The organism is Streptomyces sp. NPDC058632 (assembly GCF_042717095.1).
Lineage (GTDB): Bacteria > Actinomycetota > Actinomycetes > Streptomycetales > Streptomycetaceae > Streptomyces.
The window spans coordinates 67759-93259 of record NZ_JBHXQZ010000020.1; the positions used below are offsets into that span (position 1 = coordinate 67759).

The 25501-nt window shown below is 71.3% G+C and carries 24 protein-coding genes; 8 read left to right on the top strand and 16 right to left on the bottom strand.

Annotated features, from left to right (window positions below; translation table 11 throughout):
* Position 1: 1 nt before the first annotated feature.
* The 6 genes from ACFWVE_RS10530 to ACFWVE_RS10555 all read right to left on the bottom strand — a co-directional run bounded on the left by ACFWVE_RS10530 (position 2) and on the right by ACFWVE_RS10555 (position 5730).
* Positions 2-730, bottom strand: a complete 729-nt coding sequence (locus tag ACFWVE_RS10530) for an ABC transporter permease (RefSeq protein ID WP_384010529.1) — start codon at positions 728-730, stop codon at positions 2-4.
* 89 nt (positions 731-819) lie between these two features.
* Positions 820-1848, bottom strand: a complete 1029-nt coding sequence (locus ACFWVE_RS10535) for an ATP-binding cassette domain-containing protein (RefSeq protein ID WP_384010462.1) — start codon at positions 1846-1848, stop codon at positions 820-822.
* A gap of 129 nt (positions 1849-1977) precedes the next feature.
* Positions 1978-2619: a PadR family transcriptional regulator gene (locus tag ACFWVE_RS10540; RefSeq protein ID WP_384010466.1), complete on the bottom strand. Its 642-nt coding sequence runs from the start codon at positions 2617-2619 to the stop codon at positions 1978-1980.
* A 25-nt stretch (positions 2620-2644) separates the two neighbouring features.
* Positions 2645-3193: a DinB family protein gene (locus ACFWVE_RS10545; RefSeq protein ID WP_384010469.1), complete on the bottom strand. Its 549-nt coding sequence runs from the start codon at positions 3191-3193 to the stop codon at positions 2645-2647.
* A 122-nt stretch (positions 3194-3315) separates the two neighbouring features.
* Positions 3316-4776: an aldehyde dehydrogenase family protein gene (locus ACFWVE_RS10550; RefSeq protein WP_384010472.1), complete on the bottom strand. Its 1461-nt coding sequence runs from the start codon at positions 4774-4776 to the stop codon at positions 3316-3318.
* 129 nt (positions 4777-4905) lie between these two features.
* Entirely contained in the window at positions 4906-5730 is an 825-nt protein-coding gene (locus ACFWVE_RS10555) for a helix-turn-helix domain-containing protein (RefSeq protein ID WP_384010531.1), read from the bottom strand.
* 364 nt (positions 5731-6094) lie between these two features.
* Between ACFWVE_RS10555 and ACFWVE_RS10560 the strand changes: the two genes are divergently transcribed.
* The gene (locus ACFWVE_RS10560; protein WP_384010474.1) at positions 6095-6574 is read left to right on the top strand and encodes an ATP-binding protein; all 480 of its coding nucleotides are present in this window, start codon (positions 6095-6097) and stop codon (positions 6572-6574) included.
* Positions 6575-6744: 170 nt separating this feature from the next.
* Here the strand turns inward: ACFWVE_RS10560 and ACFWVE_RS10565 are convergent, their stop codons facing one another.
* Positions 6745-7044, bottom strand: coding sequence for a DUF397 domain-containing protein (locus tag ACFWVE_RS10565; RefSeq protein ID WP_384010477.1), 300 nt, complete (start codon positions 7042-7044; stop codon positions 6745-6747).
* A 400-nt stretch (positions 7045-7444) separates the two neighbouring features.
* On the opposite strand from ACFWVE_RS10565, the gene ACFWVE_RS10570 reads away from it, so the two are divergent.
* Positions 7445-8059, top strand: a complete 615-nt coding sequence (locus ACFWVE_RS10570; protein ID WP_384010479.1) for a hypothetical protein — start codon at positions 7445-7447, stop codon at positions 8057-8059.
* A 95-nt stretch (positions 8060-8154) separates the two neighbouring features.
* Positions 8155-8694 (top strand): DUF4232 domain-containing protein, encoded by a 540-nt coding sequence (locus ACFWVE_RS10575; protein WP_384010483.1) that lies wholly within the window; start codon positions 8155-8157, stop codon positions 8692-8694.
* A gap of 222 nt (positions 8695-8916) precedes the next feature.
* Here the strand turns inward: ACFWVE_RS10575 and ACFWVE_RS10580 are convergent, their stop codons facing one another.
* A complete protein-coding gene (locus tag ACFWVE_RS10580; protein WP_384010486.1) occupies positions 8917-10092 on the bottom strand; it encodes a DUF2786 domain-containing protein in 1176 nt (391 codons plus the stop codon).
* A 93-nt stretch (positions 10093-10185) separates the two neighbouring features.
* Between ACFWVE_RS10580 and ACFWVE_RS10585 the strand changes: the two genes are divergently transcribed.
* The 4 genes from ACFWVE_RS10585 (at position 10186) to ACFWVE_RS10600 (ending at position 15561) form a co-directional block, all read left to right on the top strand.
* Positions 10186-10947: a Clp protease N-terminal domain-containing protein gene (locus ACFWVE_RS10585; protein ID WP_384010489.1), complete on the top strand. Its 762-nt coding sequence runs from the start codon at positions 10186-10188 to the stop codon at positions 10945-10947.
* A gap of 100 nt (positions 10948-11047) precedes the next feature.
* Complete coding sequence (locus ACFWVE_RS10590; RefSeq protein WP_384010492.1) at positions 11048-12736, top strand: bifunctional 3'-5' exonuclease/DNA polymerase; 1689 nt, start codon at positions 11048-11050, stop codon at positions 12734-12736.
* 230 nt (positions 12737-12966) lie between these two features.
* On the top strand, positions 12967-13116 hold the full coding sequence (locus ACFWVE_RS10595; RefSeq protein ID WP_384010495.1) for a hypothetical protein: 150 nt from the start codon (positions 12967-12969) through the stop codon (positions 13114-13116).
* Between the two features lie 447 nt (positions 13117-13563).
* Complete coding sequence (locus tag ACFWVE_RS10600) at positions 13564-15561, top strand: serine hydrolase (protein ID WP_384010498.1); 1998 nt, start codon at positions 13564-13566, stop codon at positions 15559-15561.
* A gap of 66 nt (positions 15562-15627) precedes the next feature.
* Here ACFWVE_RS10600 and bla read toward each other — a convergent pair whose 3' ends face one another.
* The 8 genes from bla to ACFWVE_RS10640 all read right to left on the bottom strand — a co-directional run bounded on the left by bla (position 15628) and on the right by ACFWVE_RS10640 (position 24409).
* Entirely contained in the window at positions 15628-16578 is a 951-nt protein-coding gene (bla, locus tag ACFWVE_RS10605; protein WP_384010501.1) for a class A beta-lactamase, read from the bottom strand.
* A 199-nt stretch (positions 16579-16777) separates the two neighbouring features.
* Positions 16778-18214: an MFS transporter gene (locus ACFWVE_RS10610; protein WP_384010503.1), complete on the bottom strand. Its 1437-nt coding sequence runs from the start codon at positions 18212-18214 to the stop codon at positions 16778-16780.
* A gap of 11 nt (positions 18215-18225) precedes the next feature.
* Positions 18226-19347: a homoserine O-acetyltransferase gene (locus tag ACFWVE_RS10615; RefSeq protein ID WP_384010505.1), complete on the bottom strand. Its 1122-nt coding sequence runs from the start codon at positions 19345-19347 to the stop codon at positions 18226-18228.
* 38 nt (positions 19348-19385) lie between these two features.
* Positions 19386-20990 (bottom strand): long-chain-fatty-acid--CoA ligase, encoded by a 1605-nt coding sequence (locus ACFWVE_RS10620; protein ID WP_384010508.1) that lies wholly within the window; start codon positions 20988-20990, stop codon positions 19386-19388.
* Positions 20987-21730: an O-methyltransferase gene (locus ACFWVE_RS10625; RefSeq protein ID WP_384010511.1), complete on the bottom strand. Its 744-nt coding sequence runs from the start codon at positions 21728-21730 to the stop codon at positions 20987-20989. The genes ACFWVE_RS10620 and ACFWVE_RS10625 overlap by 4 nt, the downstream gene beginning before the upstream one ends.
* A 102-nt stretch (positions 21731-21832) precedes the next feature.
* Positions 21833-22792, bottom strand: a complete 960-nt coding sequence (locus ACFWVE_RS10630) for a 2OG-Fe(II) oxygenase family protein (protein WP_384010514.1) — start codon at positions 22790-22792, stop codon at positions 21833-21835.
* 21 nt (positions 22793-22813) lie between these two features.
* Complete coding sequence (locus ACFWVE_RS10635; protein ID WP_384010517.1) at positions 22814-23686, bottom strand: CmcJ/NvfI family oxidoreductase; 873 nt, start codon at positions 23684-23686, stop codon at positions 22814-22816.
* A 9-nt stretch (positions 23687-23695) separates the two neighbouring features.
* On the bottom strand, positions 23696-24409 hold the full coding sequence (locus tag ACFWVE_RS10640; protein ID WP_384010519.1) for a CmcI family methyltransferase: 714 nt from the start codon (positions 24407-24409) through the stop codon (positions 23696-23698).
* A 344-nt stretch (positions 24410-24753) separates the two neighbouring features.
* On the opposite strand from ACFWVE_RS10640, the gene ACFWVE_RS10645 reads away from it, so the two are divergent.
* On the top strand, positions 24754-25440 hold the full coding sequence (locus tag ACFWVE_RS10645; protein WP_384010533.1) for a sulfotransferase family protein: 687 nt from the start codon (positions 24754-24756) through the stop codon (positions 25438-25440).
* Positions 25441-25501: the final 61 nt, after the last annotated feature.

Here is a 25501-nt window from a genome sequence, read left to right on the forward strand (position 1 = left end):
GTTAACCGCTCAGCCGCGCGAACCTCCGTACCGCCAGCGGGAAGAAGACCGCGAGCAGCGCCAGGGGCCAGGCGACGGCGGCCCACGCGTGCCCCGGCTCCCCGCCGGGGCTGCCGAAGAGGTCGCGTACGGCCGTGGCCGTCTGCGACATCGGGTTCCACTGGACGACCGTGCCGAGCCAGTCCGGCATGGACTCGGGCGCCGCGAAGGCGTTGGACAGGAAGCCGACCGGCCAGACCAGGATCTGCACCGCCTGCACCAGTTCGGGCTTCCCCGCGACCAGCGCCAAGTAGATGCCGATCCACAGCATCGCGAAGCGGAACAGCAGGAGCAGGCCCACGGCGCCCAGGAAGCCGGCCGGGCCGCCGTCGCCGCGCCAGCCGAGCGCGGCGGCGACGGTCAGGAGTACCGCGAGGCCGAGCGCCGACTGGAGCATGTCGGCGGCGGAACGGCCCACCAGGACCGCGCCGTTGGCCATGGGCATGGAGCGGAACCGGTCGATGACGCCCTTGTTCAGGTCCTGGGTGACGGCGACCATGGTGCCCTCCAGGCCGAAGGCCATGGTGAGCGCGAGCATGCCGGGGACCAGGTAGTCGAGGTAGTCGCCGCTCACGCCCCGGCCGCCACCGACCAGGTAGCCGAACATCAGCAGCAGCATCACCGGGAAGACCAGGCCGACCACCACCGCGACCGGCTGCCGCCGCCAGCGGGAGAGTTCACGGCGGGTCATGGTCCAGGAGTCGGTCAGGGCGTGGGCGGCCCGTGCATGACCGGTCCGTACTCGGGCGGCCTGCGTGTGCGGGAGCGACGCGTGGGTGGTCATGCGGGCCTGCCTCCTCGAGTGCGTCCTACGAGTGCGCCGGCCCGGTCGTCGCCGGCCCGGTCGTCGCCGGCCCGGTCGTCGCCGGTTCCGGTGAGCCGCAGGAACACCTCGTCGAGCGTGGGCCTGCGCAGGGCGATGTCCTCGGCCCGGATGCCCGCCTCCTCCAGTGCGCGGACGACCCCGGTCAGGGCCGTCATGCGGTCGGCGACCGGGGCGCTGAGCAGCCGGCGGTCGGTGTCCACGGTGATCTCCTCCATCGGTAGGGGCAGCAGGGCGACGGCCGCGCCCAGCTGCCCGGCGTCGCGCAGGACGACGTCGATGCGGTCGCCGCCGGTGGCCGCCTTGAGTTCGTCCGCCGTGCCGTCGGCGATGACCCGGCCGGCGTCCACGACACAGACGCGGTCGGCGAGCTGGTCGGCCTCCTCCAGGTACTGGGTGGTGAGCAGGACGGTCGTACCGCCGCCGACCAGGGAGCGGACCGAGTTCCACACCTCCGCGCGGCCGCGGGGGTCGAGGCCGGTGGTCGGTTCGTCCAGGAAGAGCACCTCCGGCTCGGTGATCAGGGAGGCGGCGAGGTCCAGGCGGCGGCGCATGCCCCCGCTGTACTGCCGTACCGCCTTGCGGCCGGTGTCGGCGAGACCGAAGCGCGCCAGGAGTTCGTCGGCACGCGCGCGTGCCCGTCGCCTCCCCAGGTGGTGCAGGCGGCCGAACAGTTCGAGGTTCTGCCGGCCGCCGAGTTCCTCGTCGAGCGCCGCGTGCTGGCCCAGGAGGCCGATGCGCAGACGCACGGCGTACGCCTCGCGCACCACGTCGTGACCCGCGACCTCGACCCGGCCCGCGTCGGGCCGCAGCAGGGTGGCCAGGATGCGGACCAGGGTGGTCTTGCCCGCGCCGTTCGGGCCGAGCACCGCGTGCACCGTGCCGCGCGCGACCGTGAGGTCGAGCCCGTCCAGGGCGGGCCCGGCGCCTCTCGTCGCGCTGTACGTCTTCCGTGCGTCCTCGACGGTGATCACTGCGTCGGCCATGGGAATGACCCTTTCGTTAGTCAAACTTGACTACACATGCCACGGTAAGCGCGACCAAGCCGTTAGTCAAACTTGATTAATACGCGGAGGTGGACGCCCGACCGACGCGCGGACACCTCGTCGGACGCGTCAGCGGTCGTCCCCCGGGTGGCGCTCCCCCGTCGCGTACGGGTTCTCCTGGTCCTCGGCCAGGATGCCGACGAACGGCTCGCCCTCCCCGGCGAAGGTGTAGGAACCGGCCTCGATCCGTCCGACCAGGCCCCTGGTCCATTCGGCCTCGGCGTCGGCCGTGTGCACCCACAGGTTCATGATCTCGCCGATGTGGCCCAGCGGCTCGGGGCCGCCCTCGGGCACGTAGTGCTCGGTGACCGCGGCCCGCCACTCCTCGATGCGCCGGATCCGCTCCTCGAGCAGCGCCGCCGCCTCCCGCCTCGGCAGGTCGACGACGAAGCCGATGGCCGCCGACTTCACGTCCGTCTTCTGGTCGTAGGCGACGAGGGCCTCGCGCAGCAGCGTGAAGTACTCCTCGTTTCCCGCCGCGGTGATCTCGTACTCGGTGCGCGGCGGGCCGCCGGCCGTCGAGGGCGCGGTCTCGTGCGCGTGCAGCAGCCCTTGCTTCGCCATCTGCTTCAGGGCGTGGTAGATCGAGCCGGGCTTGGCGTTGGACCACTCGTGGGCGCCCCAGTACTCCAGGTCGTTGCGCACCTGGTAGCCGTGGGCCCGCCCGTGCTGGCGCACCGCGCCGAGCACGAGGAGACGGATCGCTGACATGGGCTCCAGCGTAGGCCGCGGGCGGTCATTCCCAGGAGCTGCCCCGCTCCTTCGCGACCAGCTCGAACGCGGTGGCGCCGTCCAGGGACTCGCGGATGATGTCGGCGTGGCCGGCGTGCCGGGCGGTCTCGCGGATCAGATGGAGACACAGCCAGCGCATCGAGAGCCACTCGTCCTTCGGGTTCCAGGACGTCTTCGCCATCAGGAAGGTGTCGTCGAGGCTGGGCACCGCGCGGATGAACGACTCCGTCCCGGCGGCCACCTTCTCGTAGTACGCGAGGAAGGACTCCACGGTTTCGTCGCCGGCCAGCCGGAAGCACTCGTGCCAGTTCGACTCGTCCCGGTGGACGGCCGGCGGCTCGCCCTTGGCACGGGCGATCCAGACCTGCTCGATCTCGGCGACGTGCTTGAGCAACCCGGCCAGGGACAGCTCACTGGCACTGGGTCGCGACACGGCCTGCTCGTCGGTGAGGCCGAGCACCGACCGGCGGATGCCCCCGCGCTGCTCCTCGATGAACGCCAGCAGCGCCCCGCGCTCGTCGCCCCGGGTCTCCGCGGGAACGTGAGTGACCATGACGGCCGCCTTTCGTCGGTGAGGGCTTCCGCCCCGGTCTCCCTGACACCGACGACGCTACGGGCCCTTGCGGACAGGTACTGTCCGCAAGGGTCCGGGAAGAGGAGCGGGTCAGAAGCGGATCAGAAGGGGAACCCGCTGCGGCCGTGCTGCACCGAGATCCACTTGACCGTGGTGAAGGCGTCCAGCATCGCCTCGCCGTTCAGCCGGCCGCTGCCGGAGTTCTTCTCGCCGCCGAAGGGGACGATCGGCTCGTCGTGCACGGTGCCGTCGTTCACGTGGAACATGCCGGTGTCGATCTGCTTGGCGAAGTTCACCCCGCGCTCGATGTCCCCGGTGTGCACGGCGCCGCTCAGGCCGTACGGGGTGTCGTTGACGAGGCGTACGGCCTCCTCCTCGCCGTCGAACGGGACGAGGAAGGCGACCGGGCCGAAGACCTCCTGCCTCAGCAGGGCGGAGTCGGCGGGGAGGCCGGTGAGCACGGACGGCTCGACCAGGTTGTCGGTCCGGGTGCCGTGCACCAGGGCGGTCGCGCCCTCGGCGAGCGCCTGCTCGACGACACCGGTCAGCGAGTCCGCCTGCTGGGAGTTGATCACCGGGCCGATGACCGTCCCGGGGTCGCGCGGGTCGCCGGCCTTGAGGGACTTGACCTTGGTGACGAACTTCTCGGTGAACTCGTCGGCCACCGAGCGGTCCACCAGCACGCGGTTGGCGGCCATGCAGACCTGGCCCTGGTGGACGTACCGGCTGAACACGGCCGCGTCGACCGCGTAGTCGAGGTCGGCGTCGTCGAGGACCACCAGCGCGCTGTTGCCGCCGAGTTCGAGGACCGAGCGCTTGAAGAGGCGGGCGCAGACGGTGGCCACGTGACGGCCGACCGCGTCGGAGCCGGTGAAGGAGATGACCTTCGGGACCGGGTGTTCGAGGAAGGCGTCGCCGATCTCCGCGATGTCCGTGATGACGACGTTCAGCAGGCCGCCGGGCAGGCCCGCGTCCTCGAAGATCTTCGCGATCAGTGCCCCGCCGACGATCGGGGTGTTCTGGTGCGGCTTGAGCACCACGCCGTTGCCGAGCGCGAGCGCCGGGGCGACCGACTTCAGCGACAGCAGGAACGGGAAGTTGAACGGGCTGATCACACCGACGACGCCGACGGGCACGCGGTAGACGCGGTTCTCCTTGCCGTCCACCGGCGAGGGGATGATCCGGCCCTCGGGGCGCAGCGCCAGGTGCACCGACTCGCGGAGGAACTCCTTGGCGAGATGGAGCTCGAAGGCTGCCTTCAGACGCGTGCCGCCGAGTTCGGCGATGATCGCCTCGGTGATCTCCTCCTCGCGCTCCTCGACCAGCGCGAGCGCCTTCTCGAGCACCGTGCGGCGGGCGTACGGGTTGGTCGCCGCCCACTGCTTCTGCGCGCGGGCCGCCGCCCGGTAGGCCTCGTCGACCTCGTCGACGGTGGCTATCGTGATCGACGCCAGTTTCTCGTCGTCGTACGGGTTGAAGTCGATGATGTCCCAGGAGCCGGTGCCCGGACGCCACTCGCCGTCGATGTACTGCTGGGCCAGATCGGTGAAGTACGACGACATGTGATCCCTCAACCCCTCAATCCCTCGCTGCCGAAGCGGGCCCGCCCCGCGTCGGCCTCACAGCCCGGCCGCACGGGCCGGTGTCCGTCCGGTCCGCGCGACCTGATTGAGCGTCATCGTACTGATGTTTCAGAAGAGTTGGAGGAGACCCCGCAGAAGGTCCCGGCTCTCCGAAGGCCCCGGACTGTCCTGCTGGAGCTCCTTGAGCGCCTTCTCGTACTGGGCCACGTCCTCGGCCTTGTCGAGGTACAGCGCGCTCGTCAGCTGCTCCATGTACACGACGTCCGACAGGTCGGACTCGGGGAAGCTGAGGATGGTGAACGCGCCGGACTCACCGGAGTGGCCGCCGAACCCGAACGGCATGACCTGCAGACGGATGTTGGGCCGCTCGGAGATCTCGATCAGATGCTGCAGCTGCCCCCGCATCACCTCGCCGTCGCCGTACGGCCGGCGCAGCGCGGCCTCGTCGAGCACGACGTGGAACTCGGGCGCACTCTTGGAGACCAGGTACTTCTGCCGCTCCAGGCGCAGCGCCACCCGTCGTTCGACGTCGGCCTCGCTCGCGCCCGCCATGCCTCGCCGGACCACCGCGCGCGCGTACTCCTCGGTCTGCAACAGGCCGTGCACGAACTGCACCTCGTACGCCCTGATGAGTGCGGCGGCGCCCTCGAGACCCACGTAGGTGGGGAACCAGCTGGGCAGCACGTCCGAGTAACTGTGCCACCAGCCCGCGACGTTGGCCTCTCTGGCCAGGGAGAGCAACGAGGTGCGCTCCTGCTCGTCCGCGATGCCGTACAGCGTCAGCAGGTCCTCGACGTCCCTGGTCTTGAAGCTCACCCGGCCCAGCTCCATCCGGCTGATCTTCGATTCCGAGGCGCGGATCGAATAGCCCGCCGCCTCGCGCGTGATCCCCCGAGCCTCACGCAGTCGCCTGAGTTGTGATCCGAGCAGCATGCGCCGCACCACCGATCCCGGCTCTCCCGCGCTCACGTTCGTCAGCCTCCCCAACGTCTGTCAGGGGCCGAAGTCTGCCACTAAAACACTCCGAGCAGTACTCGTCCGGTTACGCAAATGGAATCAGGGTCGAGGTTTCGAGCAGGGAGAAGCAGAGAGCAAGCCACGGAAGTGACGGGAGGGACGTGAATATGGCGGAAAAATTGACCAACAAGCGGCACGGGAGGGCTTATTTCGGTCAGCTGCACGTGCATCTGCCCTTGCATCTGCCGTACGCATCCGAAACCATGGCCTTCGCACCACCGCCGTATCGCTACGACCGCGAATCCCGGGAGTGCCTCGCATGGGGACGAATGGATCGACCATGCTCGAGCCGTTACGGCAGGGCCTTCCGCCGCTGGACCCCGCGGCCGTGTCCGACGCCGCCTCGTGTTCCCTCCCCGCCCATTACGAAGCGGTGCGCGAGGCGCGGCAGTTCACCCGGAAGACCTGCGACCGGTGGGACGCGGGCGACCGCTTCGACGACGTGTGCCTGGTCGTCTCCGAACTGGTCACCAACGCCCTGCGGCACGGCCTGCCGGCCGGCGCGCCGCGGCCTGCGGGGCAGGAGGCTCCGGTGCGGCTGCACCTGATGCGGTGGACCGGACGGCTGGTGTGCGCGGTGCGCGACCCGAGCCACGGCAGTCCCGTCACCCGTGAGGCGGACGACTTCTCCGCGGAGTCGGGGCGCGGACTGCTCCTGGTCGAGTCGTTCAGCGACGGCTGGGGCTGGCAGCCGATGCGGGGCGGACGCGGCAAGGTGGTCTGGGCGCTGTTCCTGCTGCGGCCCCCGGGCGGCGCATGACGAGAATGACGGGAGCACGGCATCTCGGGGCACCGCTTTCTACGCGCGTCACGCGGGATACGGGGCGGCTGACAAGGGGGCGGCGGGCGAGGCGGGCGTCGCGCGCACGGCAGCACCTTCAGGCGCGTTAGGAGGCATGGGGCGCGCCGGGCACGTGGTACGCGCCCGGGTCAGCCGACGACCAGGTGGTCGAACTCGCCGTCCTTGATGCCGAGGAGCATCGCCTCGATCTCCGCCCGGGTGTAGACGAGTGCGGGTCCCTCGGGAAAGCGGGAGTTGCGCACCGCCACCTCGCCGCCCGGCAGCCGGGCGAACTCCACGCAGGAACCCTGCGAGTTGCTGTGCCGGCTCTTCTGCCAGGCCACACCGTTCAGCCTGGTGGCCGCCATGCCGTTGTACGCGTGGGACGCGCCGGCGCCGCCATACACGTCACCGTCGTACACATCACCGTCGTACACGTCGTGGTCCACAGCTCGCTCCCCGTTGTGCACTGGCTGGTGCTGCCATTGATGCAGTGGTCAACTGACCCGGATCATAGCTTTGTTCAAGTGCAAATGCATGGGCAGATGCACGTGCACGTGGGGTGTTCCCGCAGTTACAGCCCTGCGGCCCGGCCTGCCGGACCCCACGTGAGTGGAGACGCGTACAAGGGCTCTCATGTTCCCTCGTGAGGGGCCTCATGTTCCTCGTTGCCTCCGTCTGTCCTCGCGCGCCCCCCTCAGTCCTGCAAGCGGTCTCTTTTCCCCGTCACCGCGCGGTGACGAAGTGGTGCGAGGCGGGTCGCCGGGGCTGGTGGGGTGCCGGGTGCGTCCTGTTAGCTGGCTGCGGTCGTTCCGGCCGACGGGGCCGGCTACAGCGAGGGGGCCAGCGGTGACATCGGTGGATCAGGGCAGTACGGGGACGTCGGCGGGCTCGGGGACGGTTTCGGGGCCGGACCCGGCGGCGTCGCGCTCCTGGCGCACCGTGTCCCGTCGGCGCGTCCGGCTCGCGGTCGCGGCCACGGGACTGGCCGGCGCGCTCGCCCTCACCGGGTGCGGCAGCAGCGACTCCGGCGACGGCTCCTCCACGCCCACCGCAACGCCGTCCGCCTCGGCCGACGCCGATCCCGACGGCCGCACCGGCGGCGCGGACGGGACGGGCGGTTCGGACGCGAGCGGTGCCCCGGCGGGCGAGCTGGAGGGCAGCTGGCTCACCACGGCCGACGGCAAGGCCGTGGCCCTGATGTTCACCGGCGAGCAGGCTGCCCTCTTCGCCACGGGCGGCACCGTGTGCAGTGGCACGGCGAAGGAGGATGCCGGAACCGCGACGACGATCAGCCTCAACTGCGGGGACGGCAACGAGGACCGGGCGAACGGCACGGTCGGCTCGGTGGGCGGGTCCACCCTGAAGGTCACCTGGGAGGGCTCCCTCGGCACCGAGACGTACACGAAGGCCGAGGGCGGCCGGCTGCCGTCGGGTCTTCCGACCGCGGGTCCGGGGTCGTAGGGCCCGCCCGAGGACCCCGGCCCGCCGGGCGTGCCGGGAGGGCTCCCCGAGGTGTGATGATCTGGGGGCCGCTCCACGAACCCAGGGGAATCCTCATGCGCGCCATGCCGACCGCCGTCACCGCTGTCACCGCCCTCCTCCTGCTGACCGCCTGCGGCGGCGAGGACGGTGGTGACGGGGCGAAGGACAAGAACGACGCGAAGCAGGAGAGCGGGGCCTGTTCGAGCGCGACGGTGACCCTGGAGGCCGGTCCCGCGAGCGAGGCCCCGGCCGCCGGTGACACCGGCGAGGTCCCGGTGAGTCTCGTCAACCAGGGCGCCGCCTGCGTCCTGGACGGCTTCCCCGGGGCGAACCTGCTGGTCGGGGGCGAGCCCGTCGCGCTGGCCCCGGCCGAGGGCGCCACGGCGCAGAAGCTGACCCTGGCGGAGGGCGAGGCGGCCTCCTTCACGATCACCTATGTACGCGGGCCCCGGGGCGCGGGCGGGAGCCTGGACGCCACATCCCTGCGGATCGGCCTCCCCGGCGACTCCGCCACCCAGGACTTCCCCTGGACGTACGGCCCGGTGGCGGTCAAGGAACCGGCCGAGGCCGCGGCCGACGCATCCGTGAGTGCCTTCCAGCGGACGGGCGACTGACCGGCGGGCGGGCAGACCACCGGTCTCCGGGGAGGCCGACGACCCGCGACCCGCGCGGAGCCCGGCAACCGGTACCCCCCGCCCCGCGCGGAGCCGGACGACCCTCGGCCCACCACCGCGCGGGGCCGGACGACCCTCGGCCCGCGCGGGCTCCGGACCGGCCACACGGACCGCCGCGGACTGCGGACTGCGGACTGCGGGCTCCGGGCTCCGGGCTCCGGTTCAGCCGAGTCGTCGGCGGGCTTCGACCTGGGCGTCGTCCGCCGCCCGCGCGCCCTCCTCCCACCCCGCCGCGTCGCTCACCCCGCGCAGCCTGGTGGTCGTCGTCTCCGGGAACAGGCGGTCCAGCCGCTCGGTCACCGCGACGTCGCGGGAGGCGAGCACCGGGAGCAGGTCGTCGCTCAGCCCGCTCGTCCGGCCCTCGGCGGCAGCCGCCAGGCGTGCGCCCACGCGGTGGGCGTAGGCCGCGAGGAACGACTGCCGGAAGGTCTTGGTCCGTTTGCGTCCGCCCGCCTTCTGGGCCGCCTCCGCCTTCGTCATGGCCGTACCGGCCTGCACCAGCAGTGAGGTGTAGAGCAGTTCGACCGCTTCCAGGTCTGCGGCGAAGCCGACCACGGTGGAGAAGCCGAGAGGTTCGTTCCACACGGCCCGGCAGTGGTTCGCGGTGGCGATCGCGTCGAGCAGCACGGCCTTGGTCTGCTCGTAGGGGGCCTCCACCCCGATCCGGCACGCGCCCGGCGCCGTCGCCGCGTGCGCCCGTACCGCGAGCAGGGCCTCGTCGACGCTGTGCCGCGCCATCAGTTCCTGCGCCTTGGCGGTGAGTGCCTCCGCCTCCTCCGGGAAGCCGGTCGCCTCCGCCTTGGCGAGCAGCGCGCGAATGCGGCCGAGCATGCGGGGCTCCGGACGCCGGTCGCCCTCCTCCGGGCCTGCCTCGCCGGCGGTCCCGGCGCTCCCGGCCGCCTCGTCGAGGGACTCGAGCGTGGGCAGGCGCAGCAGCAGCCGGTACAGCTCCAGTACGGCCGTGGCGTGCGAGAAGCGGTCGGTGCGGGGCGGGCGCGGGGGCTCGGGAGCGGCGCCGGTTCCGCCGAGGGCGTCGAGCTGGGCGGTCCAGCGGGGGCCCCGGGGCCGGTCGTGCGGCGCCTGCGCACGGATCAGCGCCGTGACGAGCCGCAGGTGTACGTCGTCCAGTTCACGCCGGACGATGCGTACGACGTCGGCGGGCTGCCAGCCGCGCCGCCAGGCGTTCGCCACGAACTCCTCGCCTCGCCGGGCGAGTTCGGCGTCCGCCGCCGGATCGGCGGCGAGCAGGGAGGCGCCGGTGTCGAGGGCGCCGTCGGTGGTGGCGTACAGGGCGGCTTCGAAAGCGCGTTCGACGGTGCTGGACGTACTCGTACTCACGAGCCGATCGTGCCATGCCCCAGCAGTCCACCGGTTCACCCAGAGTGTCAACTCGCGGTTGACACTCTCTCATTGTCAACCTACCGTTGACACATGACGACGAATTCCGGCATCACGTCCTCCGTACGTCTCGACGACCTCATCGCGGCCATCAAGAAGGTCCACGAGGAACCCCTTCAGCAGCTCCAGGACGCGGTGCTCGCGGGCGAGCACCTCGGCGACGTGGCGGACCACCTGATCGGCCACTTCGTGGACCAGGCCCGGCGTTCGGGCGCCTCCTGGACGGACATCGGCAGGAGCATGGGTGTCACCCGGCAGGCGGCCCAGAAGCGTTTCGTGCCCAAGGAGTCGGCCGCCCTCGACCCGAACGAGGGCTTCAACCGCTACACACCCCGGGCCCGCGCGGTGGTGATGGCCGCGCACAACGAGTCCAGGGCCGCGCGCAACGCCGAGGGCCTGCCCGAGCACCTGGTCCTCGGCCTGCTGGCCGAGCCGGGCGGCCTGGCCGCGAAGGCGATCACCGAGCAGGGCGTCACCCTGGACGCGGTCCGCGCGGCCGCCGCCGCGGCCCTCCCGTCGGCCGTCGAGGACGCCCCCGAGCTGGTGCCGTACGGTCCGGCGGCCAAGAAGGTCCTGGAACTCACCTTCCGCGAGGCCCTCCGCCTCGGCCACCACTACATCGGCACCGAGCACCTCCTGCTCGCCCTCCTGGAGCACGAGAACGGCAAGGGCGTCCTCAGCGGCCTCGGCGTCGACAAGACGGCCACCGAGCGGTATGTCGCCGACCTGCTGGCGCAGGTCGTCGAGACGCGGCAGGAGGACGGCCAGGAGCAGGCGCCCTCGCCGGAGAACTGATCCCGGCCGGTGTCCGCCCCGTGGCCGGACCACCTGGCCGGACCTCTGTTCGGACCCTTGTTCGGACCCCGTTGTCAGACCGCCCTGCCACACTCACGTCATGGCCGGTCGGTGGGCGCTCGCTCCGGCCGAGGACGGTGGCGTGGATGTCGCTCCCCTCGGCCCGGACGGGCTGCCCGCCGCTCCGGTGCGGCGGGAGGCGGATCCCGTCGAGGCCGTACGGAGCCGTCCCGGCGTCACCCGGTGGGTGTGGCGGTCCACCGCCGATGTCCATCCGCGCCTGCTCGCCACGGGGGTGCGAGTGGAGCGGTGCTACGACGTCGAGGCCGCCGAGACCCTCCTGCTCGGCCACGAGGGGCGGTACGGGCAGCCCCGTTCGGCCGCGGCCGCCCTGGCGCGGCTCCGCGGCGGCCCCGTACCGCCCGACCCGCCACAGCGCTCGGCCGAGCCGGGCGCGCAGTCGCCCCTCTTCGAACCCCAGGGCACCCACGTCCCGCTGGCGGACCTCCTCGCGGTCTACGCCGAACAGCAGCGCCGGATCGAGGCCACCGCGCACCCGGACCGGATGCGGCTGCTGGTGGCCGCCGAGTCGGCGGGGATGCTGGTGGCCGCCGAGATGAACCGCGCGGGGGTGCCCTGGCGGGCGGACGTGCACCGCGCGGTGCTGCACGACCTGCTCGGCGAGCGGTACGCGGGCGGCGGCGAGCCCCGCAGACTCGCCGAGCTCGCCGGCGAGGTGTCCGCCGCCTTCGGCCGCCGGGTCCGACCCGACCTGCCCGCCGACGTCGTCAAGGCGTTCGCGCAGGCCGGGATCAAGGTCTCCTCGACCCGTCGCTGGGAGCTGGAGTCCCTCGGCCATCCGGCGGTGAAACCGCTGATCGAGTACAAGAGGCTGTACCGCATCATGGTCGCCCACGGCTGGTCATGGCTCCAGGACTGGGTGCGCGACGGCCGCTTCCGGCCCGAGTTCCTGGCGGGCGGGACGGTGAGCGGCCGCTGGGTGACCAACGGCGGGGGCGCGCTGCAGATCCCCAAGGTGATCCGCCGCGCGGTGGTCGCCGACCCGGGCTGGCGGCTCGTCGTCGCCGACGCCGACCAGATGGAGCCGCGCGTCCTCGCGGCGATCTCCCGCGATCCCGGGCTGATGGAGGTGGCCGGCCGGGAGACCGACCTCTACCAGTCGGTGTCCGACCGCGCCTTCTCGGGCGACCGCGCGCAGGCGAAGCTCGCCGTCCTCGGCGCGGTCTACGGCCAGACCTCCGGCGACGGCCTGAAGAACCTCGCCGCCCTCAGACGCCGCTTCCCCAAGGCGGTGGCCTACGTCGACGAGGCCGCCCGCGCCGGCGAGGAGGGCCGGCTCGTACGGACCTGGCTCGGCCGCACCTGCCCGCCCGCGGCCCGCACGACGGACGACGCGGTGGAGGAGGCGGGCATCCCGCTCGCGGAGGAGGAACCCGACGCCGCCCGGCAGTGGATACCGGGCTACGCCTCGACCGACGCCCGCGCGCGAGGCCGTTTCACCCGCAACTTCGTCGTCCAGGGCAGCGCCGCCGACTGGACCCTGCTGCTGCTCGCCGCGCTGCGGCAGGCGTTGACGGACCTGGCGGCCGAGCTGGTCTTCTTCCAGCACGACGAGGTGATCGTGCACTGCCCCGAGGAGGAGGCGCCGACGGTCGTGGCGGCGATCCGGGACGCCGCGGACCTGGCGGGCCGTCTCACCTTCGGGGAGACCCCGGTGCGGTTTCCGTTCACGACGGCGGTCGTGGGGTGCTACGCGGACGCCACATGACCGGCGGGTCGGGGGTCGTCCGGCGCGGCGGGGCGGTTCCCGGCATTCGCACGGGGCGTCGTCGGTGCGCCCCGGGAGCCCGAGGACGCGGACCGGGCCCAGCCGGGTCCGCGACTCGCCGTGCCGGTCGCCGCGACCGCCGAGGATGCGCGGACCCTCCTCGAAGTGCGGCAGGGCGACGGCGGGTTCACCGGCCTGGAGGGGGTCTGGCCGATGTTGCGGTGCGCCGAGTGCCGCACGAGGACGGCGCCGGTCCCGTCCCCGAGGGCGGGCGGGCGTCGGTGCTGCTCGATGGCGGCGCGCGGACCGGTGTGCTCGTACAGGTTGCCGAGATGGCTGTGGGTGACGACCTCGCCGTACGGGTCGTTCGGCTGCCGTGAGGTCGAGCAGCAGCCCCCGGTCGTCGAGGCAGCGCCGGATCCGGCGGACGGCGCCGAGCCGTCGTCGGATCTCCAGCTCCCGCTCGCCCCGGGCGAAGGCCTCCCCGGCGTCGGCGAACGGGAGGGACGGTGCCGACATGGGCCGCGTGCCCCGGTGGCGGCGGGGGCGTCGGGCCACGAAAGCCTCCGGACGATCCGCGGCCGACACGATGGCCCGGGGCCACGCCGGTGCCCCGTCGGTTTCCGGTCACCGCGGGTAGCGCTCGCCGCCGTCCTCGAACGGTGATCGGTTACGCTGACCGCGCCACCACGTGGCGATCACCGGCCGGACCTCAGGGGCCGCGGATCGCCCGGTGAGAATCACCGGCACCTGCGCCGGGTCATGTGACGCGCCCGTCCGCCCGTCCCCTGGAACGCATGTGTCGCGAGCGCACGAAGGAGACAGCGATGGCGGACCGAACACCCGACTCCAGCGTCCTCGACCAGGACGACCCGTCGGCGGAGTCCTCCGGCACAGAACACGATCCGGGACCGGACTTAGCCGAGGAGCGCAGCGGGCAGTCGCCCGGGCGGCCAACGCCGGAACCTGAGTCGGCTGACGAGCAGGACGAGCGGGAGCCCTCGGAGGGGACGCGGGAGCCGGATCAGCCCAAGGACGCCGCCGACGCACCGGCACAGGAACCGGACGAACCGCAGGACACCACCGGTGAACCGGCAACCGACGCGGACGAACCGCAGGACACCACCGGTGAACCGGCAACCGACGCGGACGAGGCCGACGCTGGCGCCGAGCAGGACGAAACCCCGGCTCAGGGCTCCGCGGACGACGGCACACCATCGGACGAGGGTACCGAGGCAACTGTCGGGAACGACGGCACCGCATCGGACAAGGCGGACAAGGCACCCACCGAGGACGAGCCCGGGGAAGCCGCCGCCGCTGAGGCGTCCGAGCACACCCGGACGGTCACCTTGCGGGCCCTGGAGGACGCGGCCGGAGCCGACAAGACGATGGCGGTCGGCGTCGCCGACCCGCCGCGCGTCGACCCGCCGCGCGCCGAGCCGCCCGCCCCGCAGGAGACGCAAGAGGCGCAGGGCGCGGAGGGCGCGCAGGAAACCAGGGACGCGCAGGACGCCGCCCCTTCCCCGCTCGGTCTGCTCGCGCAGCTCACCAACACTCCGCCGCCACGGCCCACCCCGGCCCGCACGCTGCTGCGCAGGGTGAGGATCTGGTCACCTCTCGTGGCGCTCCTCGTTCTGGTGGCCCTCGCCGTCCAGCTGCTCCGCCCGCTGCCCGAGCCGACCCTCGCCCTCGACGCGAGCGTGTCGTCCTTCACCATCGGCGGGGAGACGTTCACCATGCCGTGGCCCGAGGAGGGCCAGGCCGCCGTCATGGTCGTGGGCTCGGGCACCGTCGGGACGTTCGGGGAGCAGAAGCCCGTCCCGACGGCGAGCGTCGCCAAGATCATGACGGCGTACGTGATACTGCGCGAGCACCCCCTCGAGAGGGACGAGCCGGGCCCGCGCGTCACCGTCGACGCCCGGGCCGTGAAGGAGGGCATGGCCAAGGACGAGTCGCGCATCGAAGGGCTGCGGGTCGGCCAGAAGTTCAGTCTCCAGGACATGCTGAAGATGCTGATGATCCCGTCGGGCAACAACGTGGCCCGGCTGCTGGCCCGGTGGAACACGAAAACCGAGGACGAGGCCGCGTTCGTCCGGAAGATGAACGAGGCGGCCAGGTCGCTCGGCATGAAGAACACGACGTACACCGACCCCAGCGGTCTGGACGAGGGAACCGTCAGCACGGCCGTCGACCAGCTCAAGCTGGCCGAGGCGGTCATGAGGTTCGAGTCCTTCCGCGCGACCGTCGCCATGGCCGGCGCCGACATCCCCGGGGTCGGGCGCATCTACAACAACAACGACCGGCTGATCCTGGCCGGGCTGAGTGTCCGGGGCATCAAGACCGGCTCCAACACCGCCGCGGGCGGCACGCTGTCCTGGGCGGCGTACCGGACCGTGGACGGCGAGGACCGGCTGATCCTGGGCTCGATGATGGACCAGCACGCCACGGGTCCGGACCCCAACGGCTCGACCAGCCTCCTGCTGGTGCAGGACAACAGCAAGAAGGTCATCGAGGCGGTCCGGGAGGCGCTCACCTCGGCCACGGCGGTGAAGAAGGGCCAGGTCGTCGGACATGTCGACGACGGCCTCGGCGGGCGTACGCCGGTGGTGGCCACGAAGGACCTGAAGGCGGTCGGGACACCGGGGCAGAAACTGACCCTCGCCTTCCGCGACGGGGGCCAGAACCTCGCCGGCGGGACGGAGGCCGGGACCGTGGTCGGTGAGCTGGCGCTGGGCGGTGGTGCGGGGGCGCGGCGCGTGCCGGTGGCGCTGCGGTCGGAGCTTCGGGAGCCGTCTCTCGGGACGAAGCTGACTCGGACCGGGTGAGGCGGGCGGGTACGGTCGGGCGGCCGGTCCGGCCCGGCCGCCCGCGGCGGAACCGGCCGGTCCGGGTCAGGTCAGCGCGGCGGCGACGTGTTCGGTGGCCTCGGCGATCAGGGACTCGCTGGGACGGTCATCGCGTCCGGAGCGCTCGGACATGACGGCCATCACGAGGGGGGCGGAGCGGGGCGGCCACACGAGGGCGATGTCGTTGGCCCGGCCGTACCTGCCGGTTCCGGTCTTGTTGGCGACCCGCCAGCTCTTGGGGAGGCCGGCCCGGATGCGGTTGTCGCCGGTGGTGTTGCGTACGAGGAGGTCGGTGAGCAGGGCGCGCTTGTCGGCGGCGAGCGCGTCGCCCAGGACGATCGTGCGGTAGCCGGTGGCGATCGCCCGAGGCGTGGTGGTGTCGTCCGGGGTTCCGGGGCGGCCCCGGTGGAGCTCGGGCTCGTAGTGGTCGAGGCGGCTGACGGTGTCACCGAGTCCTCGCAGGTAGGCGGTCACCCGCTCGGGACCACCGAGGCGGCGCAGCAGCAGGTTGGCGGCCGTGCCGTCGCTGTACCGGATGGCGGCGTCGCACAGCTCACCGATCGTCATGCCCTCGGCGACGTTCTTCCGGGTGACGGGTGAGGCGGAGTTGATGTCGTCCCAGCCGTAGGTGACGCGCTCGTCCAGGTGACTGAGCGGGTTGCGGTCGAGGACGGCGGCGACGGCGGGGGTCTTGAACGTGGAGCAGAACGCGAAGCGTTCGTCCGCCCGGTGGGCGATGGCCGTGCCGGTACCGGTGTGGAGGGCGTACACGCCGAGCCGGGCGTCGTGCTTGCGTTCGAGCGAGCGGAGCGACGGGAGGTCCAGGGGCGTCGCGGAGGCGGAGGGCGGGGCGGAGGACGGGGCGGACGAGCGTGTCGGTGCCTGGGACGCCGGGGCGGCCGGACGGTCCCCCGTGTCGCCGCAGCCCGCCAGGGGCAGAAGGACCGTCGCGGCGAGGAAGGCGCGGCGGGACGCACCGGATCGCTCTGGGGACATGCGGTTGTACCTGCTTTCGAAAGCCGGGTCGCACCCTGCCGCGGCCGACGCACCAACGGGTTCATTGCTGTTCTACGCGTCCGGGTCGGCGGAGTCCAACTCGGTCATCCTGCCGTGTGATTGACTCGCACACCCGTGCGGGAACCGGTCCGGCGACCGACCGGGGCAGGGGACCGCAGGTCCGTGGGGGGCTGCGTTCTCAGTCCTGGGAGGGTACGGGCAGGGTGCTGCCGGCCGGTGTGCCGGCGGGCCGTCGGCCGTCCCGTGCCCGGGTCAGCAGGGACAGGCCGGCCAGGGCGGCCCCCGACATCAGGATCAGATAGACGAGACCGTGCCGGTAACCGGCGGCGACCCCCTCCGGATCCAGCTCCGTGTGCCGGGCCACGCCGTGGAACACGATGCCGATGACGGAGAGCCCGACGGCACCGGCCACCTGTTGGGTCGTGGCCAGCAGACCGCTGGCGGCGCCTGCCTGCGCGGGCTTCAGTTCGTCGAGGACGAGCCCCAGGAGCGGAGCCATCACCGCTCCGGTGCAGGCTCCGTTGACAGCGAGCAGTACGGCCAGCGCCGGGATGTTCACGGCGCCGGGCTCGGCGAGCAGCAGCAGCGGGAACTGGGCCGCGAAGCCGGCCATCCGGATCCACAGCGCGGCCTTGAGGGGCCGCGTGCCCCACCGTGCCGTCAGGGAGGAGGAGGCCATGCTCGCCGCGCAGAACCCGACGACCAGCGGGCTGGACACCAGCCCGGACTGGAGGGGGGTGAGACCGCGCCCCTCCTGAAGCAGCAGGGCCAGAACGTACAGGGACGAGGACATGGTGGCGTAGAAGGCGCACACGATCAGCAGCCCGATGCGCAGGGTGCCGACGCGCAGCAGGCTGGGGGGAAGGAGCACGTCGCGCCCCAGGGACTCGGCGCGGCGCTCCCAGAGCCAGAATCCCGGCAGCAACACCGACGCCCCCGCGAGCATGAGCAGGGTCCACGCCGGCCAGCCGGCCGAGCGGCCGACCGTCAGGGGCACCACCAGCAGCACCATGGCCACGGCGAACAGCAGGACCCCCGTGCGGTCGATCCGCAGGTTGCCGAGCCGACCGGTCGTCGGCAGCAGCCGCGGGGCGAGGACCAGCGTCACCACCCCGAACGGAAGGTTGACGAGGAAGGCCCACCGCCAGGACAGGCCGAGCCAGTCCAGGCTGATCAGCAGTCCGCCGATGAGCTGTCCCATGGCCATCGCGCTGCCCGTGGCCAGGCCGTAGAGGCGCATCACCCGGGGGCGCTCCGCCGGGGGGTAGTGGAGCTGGATCAGCGCGAGCACCTGAGGGAACAGCACCACGGCGGCGCCGCCCTGAAGCGCCCGTGCGCCGATCAGCCACCATACGTTCGGTGCGAAGCCGCACATCGCCGATGTCACGGTGAACAGGGCGGTCCCCACCACGAACGCCTTCTTGCGCCCCCAGTAGTCGCCGAGCCTGCCGCCGAGCACCACCAGGCCGGCGTAGACGATGGCGTAGACGGCCACGACGAGTTCGATCTCGCCACTGGTCGCGTGCAGGTCCTCGGTCAGGGACGGGACGGCGACGTTGACGACGAAGAAGTCCAGGGTGGGCATGAAGGCGCCCACGAGAAGCACGGCGAGCACCGGTCCGCCCCCTACCCGAGCGTCAGGCGCAGATGCGGCTCCACCAGGTGGGGCGCGAGCATGAAACCGTAGTGTCCGAGGTCCGACTCCATGATCTGCGCCTGGGCTCCCCGGATGCCCGCCGCCAACTCGCGCTGGGCCTCGGGGGGATACGCGCGGTCGGTGGAGAAGCCGACGATGCGCGTGGGGGCGGTGATCCGTGCGAGCGCGTCGGCGATGCTTCCCCTGCCGCGCGCCACCGTGGCGCGCAGGGCCGTCTCGGAGAGGACCAGGCAGCAGTTCGCGTCGAAGCGCTCCCACACCTTGTCGCCCTGCGCCAGCACGTACTCGCGGAACTTCTCGTGGCAGCCGTCCGAGTCGTGGTACCACGACTGTCCGCCGAACCGGTCCTGCCAGTAGCTCTCCGTGCCGTAGCGGATGTGCGCGAAGCTACGGGCGAGGGAGACGCCGGTGCGGGGACCGCAGTCCTCGGGCAGGTGGTAGAACTCGCCTCCGTGGAAGTGCGGGTCCCGCCGGATCAGCTCCAGTTCCACCTGGGTGTGGCCGGCCTGTTCGACACGGGTGGCCGCGGCCACGGCGACGAGGAGGAGCCGGCCCACCCGGTCAGGGCGGGAGACCGCCCATTCCAGGGCCCGCGCTCCGCCTATGGATGTGCCGACGACGGCGTGCCAGCGCTCGATGCCCAGCGCGTCGGCCAGCGCGGCCTCGGCGTTGACCTGGTCCACCACGTCGAGCGCGGGGAAGCGTGAGGCCCAGGGGTTTCCCTTCGGGTCGAGGCTCGCGGGGCCGGTGCTCCCGTCGCAGCCGCCGAGGTTGTTGACGACGATCACGTGGAAACGGTCGGTGTCGACCGCCTTGCCGGGGCCTATCAGGGTGTCCCACCAGCCCTCCGCCCGGTGCCCCGGCCCGGCGGGTCCCGCCGCGTGGCTGGTCATGCTCAGCGGCGGCAGGATCAGCACCGCGTTGCTCCGGTCGGCGTCGAGGGCGCCCCAGGCCTCGTACGACATGGTCACCGGCCCCAGGGACTGCCCGGAGATCAGCGCCATTGGTGCGTCGGCCGAGTGGGTCGTGACGAACCGCCGGTTTCCCGGGGGGTCGCCGGGCTGCCATGCTCCGGTGTTGTTCAGGCGCATGCGCGTTCCCTCCGTGGCTGGCCTGGGGTCTGCGTGGGTCAGTGGTCGGCGTAACGGCTGCGCAGCAGCTTCTTGTCGAACTTGTTGGTGGCCGTCTTCGCGATCTCGGGGACGAACTCGAAGCGGTCCGGCACCCACCACTTCGGCAGCCGGCCGCGCAGGAAGGACCGCAGCTCGTCGGCTGTCGCCGTGGCGCCGGAACGCGCCACCACCACGGCCAGCGGCCGTTCCTGCCACCGGGCGTCCGGCACCGCGACGACGGCGGCCTCCAGGACGGCGGGATGGTCCATGAGCACGGACTCGACCGTTATGGAGCTGATCCACTCGCCGCCCGACTTGATCAGGTCCTTGCTGCGGTCGGTGATGCGGACGTAGCCGTCCGGATCGATGGTCGCGATGTCCCCGCTGCGCAGCCAGCCGTCGTGGAACTTCTCGGCGTTGACGTCGTCGTCGGCGTTCTCGTAGCTCGTCGCTCCCCACAGTGACCTGACTTCGAGTTCGCCCTGGGTCACCCCGTCGTGCGGCAGCGGCCGGTCCTCGTCGTCGATCAGCCGCAACTCGACCCCCGGTACGGCCAGGCCCTGCGTGTGGTGCAGTTCCAACTGCTTCTCGGGGGGCAGGGAGACGAGGCCGCTGCGGACGTTCGTCAGGGCGACCGTCGCCATGTTCTCCGTCATGCCGAGCCCTTGGCGCATGGTCACGCCGCGGTCGGCGTACCGGTGCACGAGGCCCTGCGGAATCGCCGAGCCTCCGCAGACGATGCGTTCCAGGGACGCGAACACCTCTTTCGGGGGGTCCGTCTCGTCCAGGGCGAGCCAGAAGGTGGGCACGCCGGCCGACAGGGTGACCTGCTCCCGCTCCAGCGTCTCCGCGATGGCCCGGGGTTTCAGGTGCGGCCCGGTGAACACCAGGCCCGCTCCCGCCAGGGCCGCCGCGTAGGGCAGCCCCCAGGCGGTGGCGTGGAACAGTGGTGTCAGCGGGAAGACGACGTCGCGTTCACGGACCGCGAAGGCGTCGGCCGCGCACATCGCGAGGGAGTGGAGGACGAGGGACCGGTGGGAGTGGGCAACGGCTTTGGGGTTGCCCGTGGTGCCGCCCGTGTAGCACAGGCAGGCGGTCCGGTTCTCCGCCACGTCGCGCGGCTCGACCGGAGTGGCGTCGGCCAGCAGCCGCTCGTAGGAGAGCGCATCGGCGAACGCGGGGTGCACGTCGCCCCCGTCGGGGATGACGACGAACTCGCGCACCGACCGCAGCCGGGGCAGCAGCCGTGCCAACTGCCCGGTGAGGGAGGCGTCGACCACCATCACCCGGGCGTCCGCGTGGGCCACGACCCATTCGATCTGCTCGTCGGAGAACCGGACGTTGACCGGCACCAGGACGGCACCCGCCATCGGGACGCCGAAGAACCACTCGAGGTGCCGTGTGCTGTTCCAGGAGAAGGTCGTCACCGCGGAGCCCTGGGCGACACCGAGGCCTCGGAGGGCGTCGACCAGCCGCCGAACCCGTTCCTGCAACGCCGCCCAGGACGTCCCGTGGGGCTGCCCGGCGAGGTCGACCTCGCGGATCTCCTTGGTGGGTGCCACGGTGACCGCCCGCCGGAGCAGCATGCCCACCGAGAGCCCGATTCCGCCCTGCCCGGTCATGATGCAAGCTGGATGAGGGTCATGCCGTCATGGACGGTGAGCAGGGCGGCGCGCACCCGGGGGTCCTCGATGACGTGCTTGTTGAACTTGACCACGTCGTGCGCCCAGTTGGCGAACATGCGTTCCACCCACTCCTCGCCGGTGGCGGCGTCGTCGGCGGGCGGCAGGGAACGCGGATTGAGGACTTCACCGCCCCACATCGTGTTGTCGACGACCAGCAGACCGCGAGGCCGCAGCAGGCCGCGGGCGAGGATGGTCTCGAAGTACGAGATGTAGTTCGGCTTGTCCGCGTCCAGGAAGATGAGGTCGAAGTCGCCTTCGACGGTCTGGAGAACGGAGAGGGCTTCCTCCAGTACGGGCTTGATCTTGTGCCCGTGCGGACTGCGTTCGAACGCCCGCGTGGCCACGTCCTGGGCCCGCTTGTCCGCGACGTAGCTGTCGACGGTGACGACTTCGCCGTCGTCCGGCAGGGCCTCGGCGAGGGCGATGGAGCCATGGCCGGTGAAGGTCCCCACCTCCAGCACACGGTTCATGCCGCCCGTGGTGATCAGCATCTGGAGGAAGGACGTCTGGATGTGCGCAGTCGATATGTCCGCCCACTCGGGGGTGGCCCTCGCGGTTTCCTCGGCGATGTCCCGCAGTTCGGCCGAGACGGGGGTGGAAAGACGTTCGGCGTACTCCCGGATCCCCTCCCGGAAGATCGAAGGCTTCTTGAAGACGGCGTCGGACCTGTGTTCCATGGCTTCTTCTCTCGACGTGTGGGGGAGTTGCGGCACGTGGGGCGGCAAAGAGCGGAGCCGGGCGGTGGCGCAGGGGCACCGGACTGTGGTCCCCGGCGGGACCTACGACGTGGAAGTCGCGTGCATCGTCACGTAGTTGGTCCCGATCCAGTCCCCGAACGTCGCGGTCTCACCGTCGAGGGTGTCGACTTCGAGGCCGTAGTCGCGGGCCTTGGGGACCGAGAAGGAGAAGTCGGTCGAGGGGCGCAGGAAGAAGACGCTCGACGTGCGGTCGCTGCCCTCGCGCAGGCCGGCTTCCGGGGACCTGACGTGGTGCCGGGGTGCGGGGACCGCGCCCTGGGTGACCAGGGGTGCGATGGCGCCGCACAGCACGACCACGGCGTTCGGGATGTGCGGCAGGTCCACCAGTTCGCCGCCGATCTCGGCCTGGAGGCTGACGAACCCGTTGGCGCACGGGGTCTGGTGGATCAGGGTGATGATGGACAGGTCGTAGTGCGGCGCCATGCGCCGCGGCTCGTGCTCGGCGGCGCGGTGCTCGGGGACCTCGGGGAAGTAACGCAGCCGCAGCACGGGGTCGCAGTCCAGCAGTGTGTCGATGTCCCTGCCGTCCGAGCCGTCGTACGTGCCGGTCACCTCCAGGACGGTCTGTGCGGTCTCCCGGGCGGCGGTGTAGAGGCCGACGAAGTAGTCGGTCCAGATCTCCTCGAAGCGCTGCGAGGGGAAGAGGTTGTCGGCGACCCCCATCGAGAACGACATCGAGTAGTCCGTGTAGGTGCCCGTCCTGGTCACCTGGGCCGTGCTCTCGGCCTCCAGCGCGGAGTAACCGCGGCGCATGGTCGGGATCTTCGTCGTCATGGCCGCCTTCTCCTGAGGCGTGCCGTGGGTGAAGAAGTCCGTGGCCGTATCGGTGGCGAGCCTGTGGTCCTGCTCCCGCACTCCGCAGTCGGTGAGGTAGAAGACGCCCGTCTCGGTCACGCACCTGCGGAACTCTTCCTGGTCTACTCCCTTCTTCAGCGCGGTGAGGCTGAAGGTGGGCACTCGGGGCACCGTCGTGTTCGTCATGGTGGCCCGCTCCTTCCCGGATCAGTCGTAGAAAAGTACGGCGCGCATTTCCAGAGACGTTCTCAAATGTCCGACGTCGGGTCCTTTCTCGTCGTGGAACGCCGTGTGCGGGCAGAGGCCGGCCACGTCGGCGAGCCCCGGGCGCTCCGCTCCGTCCGCCGCGAGCGCCAGACTGCGGCTCGCGCTGTCGTAGCACTTGAAGAGGAGGACCTCGTCGGGTGAGAGCGACCGCCAGTAGTGCCAGCGGTGGCGGGAGTCGTGCTTTACGGAGTAGCTCTCGCGGTCCTTGAGCCACTCCGGGAACTCCAGCCGGGTCGCCACGAGGTCGGCGGAGGGGTTCAGCGACCGGTAGTCGCACAGGGCGAGGGGGTAGTTGCGGACGGGCTGCAGCAGGGGCCGCCAGACGTTGACGATCTGGAACCTGCCGAAGCGCCGCCCCTCCCCGCCGTGCAGGGCGGCGCGGGCCCGGGCGCTGTTCGGGCTCTGGTCGACGTGCACGCGCAGGTGCGGCGCCTGATGGGGCGTCGCACCGGAGGGGGTGGCGTCCTGGCGCCTGAGGGTGGCGTCGAAGAACTCCACCGCGTCGGCCCCGGTGACGGACGTCAGCAGCTCCGCGGTCTCCTGCCGGTACCGTTCCAGGGCCGGTTCGGAGTTCTCCGCCAGGGCGTGCTGGTCGACCCGGGTGGGAGCAGCGACCCGCTCGAACCCCATGGTGTCGAGGGTGGGCCGCACGGAGCTGTCGCGCAGGTCCGTGACGGTCACCTCGTGCGGGACCATGCGGAAGTTGAGGGTCACCTCGGGCGGCCGGGACAGGGCGTCGATGCACCAGTCGTCGTCCGGGGAACCCGGGGTCAGCGGTGCGGCGTAGTGCAGGACGGTCGATACGTCGGACACGGCGGCCGGCTAGCCCTTCGCCGCCGAGCGGCGGAAGACGCCTCGGTCCAGCTGCGGGCTGGCGTTGGCGTACACCATGTCCATGGTCAGCACATCGCGGAAGGACGCCAGGTACTGCTCCAGCAGGGCCGGGCTGTACCGGTGCCAGTAGGGGATCATGTCCTCGATGACGAAGTAGTCGCCCTCGTGGAGCAGATGGTCGACCGCCCACCGCATGACGTTGAACGTGTCGGCGTGCGCGTCGTCGATGAGCAGCAGCGGGTGGGCGACGTCGCCGAGGAGTTTCTCCAGCGTCCCGAGATCGGTGCAGTCGGCTTCGTGGAGGACGATGTTCGACATCTCGGCGGGGGGGATCTGGCAGCGGGAGAGGTCCCTGTCGACCCCGATGACCTGGCAGTCGACGCCCATGAGCCGGGTCAGGTCACGGAACCAGACCAGGGAACCGCCGCTGTAGACCCCCAGTTCGACGATGGTGCGGGGGCGGAACTCCCACAACAGGTCGTGGAAGGCCGCCTGGGCCTCCGGATCCTTGAGCAGGCGCAGCCCTCGCCACTGGTAGCGGGAGAAGTCCGGGTACCCCAGATCACGCGGCGCCTCGGCCCACCGGTCGAGCGGCCAGTCACGCGGCCGGTCCGTCAGTACCGGAGGACGGTGGACCGGGTCCTCGCCCAGCCCTCGGAATGCGTTCAGATCCAGGAAGTTCTCGCGAGAGTAGTCGTTCAATGAGCTCTCCCCTGAGTTTGCGCCGCATTTCGGCTCTGCGATGCTAGCCCGCACTACTCTTGACCTTCTCTTGCGACTCTCTCGGGGCCCTCTCCATGAAATTGGGATAACGCCCAAAAAGGATTCCGCAGAAGATTCAGACAAGGAAAACAGGGCTCCACGTCGAGGCATTGCCTCTGGTCAGCACCCACGCCGCACCTGATTTTCCGATGGCGACCCGCTCCGCTTCACCCGCCGGATTCGGACTCCCCGCTGTTTCCGCTGCGGTAAATATCCGCCGGCGGGGTAGTGTTCCGTACGCACGGGGAAATACCACGTACAGAAGGGGACGATAACCATTGGACGTGATAGGCGCCGGATATGGCCGTACCGGTACGTTGTCGATGCAGGCGGCACTTCGGAGGCTCGGGTTCGACCCCTGTCACCACATGACCGAGGTGATCGTGAACCCCCGGCAGATGCCGCTGTGGCAGGAGGCGTTCGCCAGTGACCCGGTGGACGTACGGCGGGTGTTCGAGGGATACCGGGCGACGGTGGACTTCCCCGGCTGCGTCTTCTGGCGCGAGCTGATGGACGCGTGGCCCGAGGCGAAGGTCGTGCTGAACGTGCGGGACCCGCACCGCTGGTACGCGAGCGCCAAAAAGACCGTCTTCTCCCGGCACATGCAGCAGCCGGGGGACCTTGACCCGGACGCCGCCGCGTTCGGCCGTTTCATGACCGAGGAACTGCGTCCTCGCATGCTCGACGTGGGCGGCGACCGGCCGTTGAACGAGATGGACGAGCATGAGGCCGTCGAGGCCTTCAACCGGCACATCGCCGAGGTGAAGGCCACCGTACCGGCTGACCGGCTGCTGGTCTTCCGGGTGAGCGAGGGATGGGGCCCGCTCTGCGACTTCCTGGACGTGCCGGTCCCCGACGAGGAGTTCCCGCACGTCAACGAGGCGGACGGCTTCCACGAGCGCGCCGGGGAGCTCTTCGAGGAGCGACGGCGGGCACTCGCCGCGGCGCGGGCCGCGCCGGCCGGGAGCTGAGCCGGACTCCCGACCGAGGGCACGACAGGGCTCGGCCCCAGGACCCACCGGGTCCTGGGGC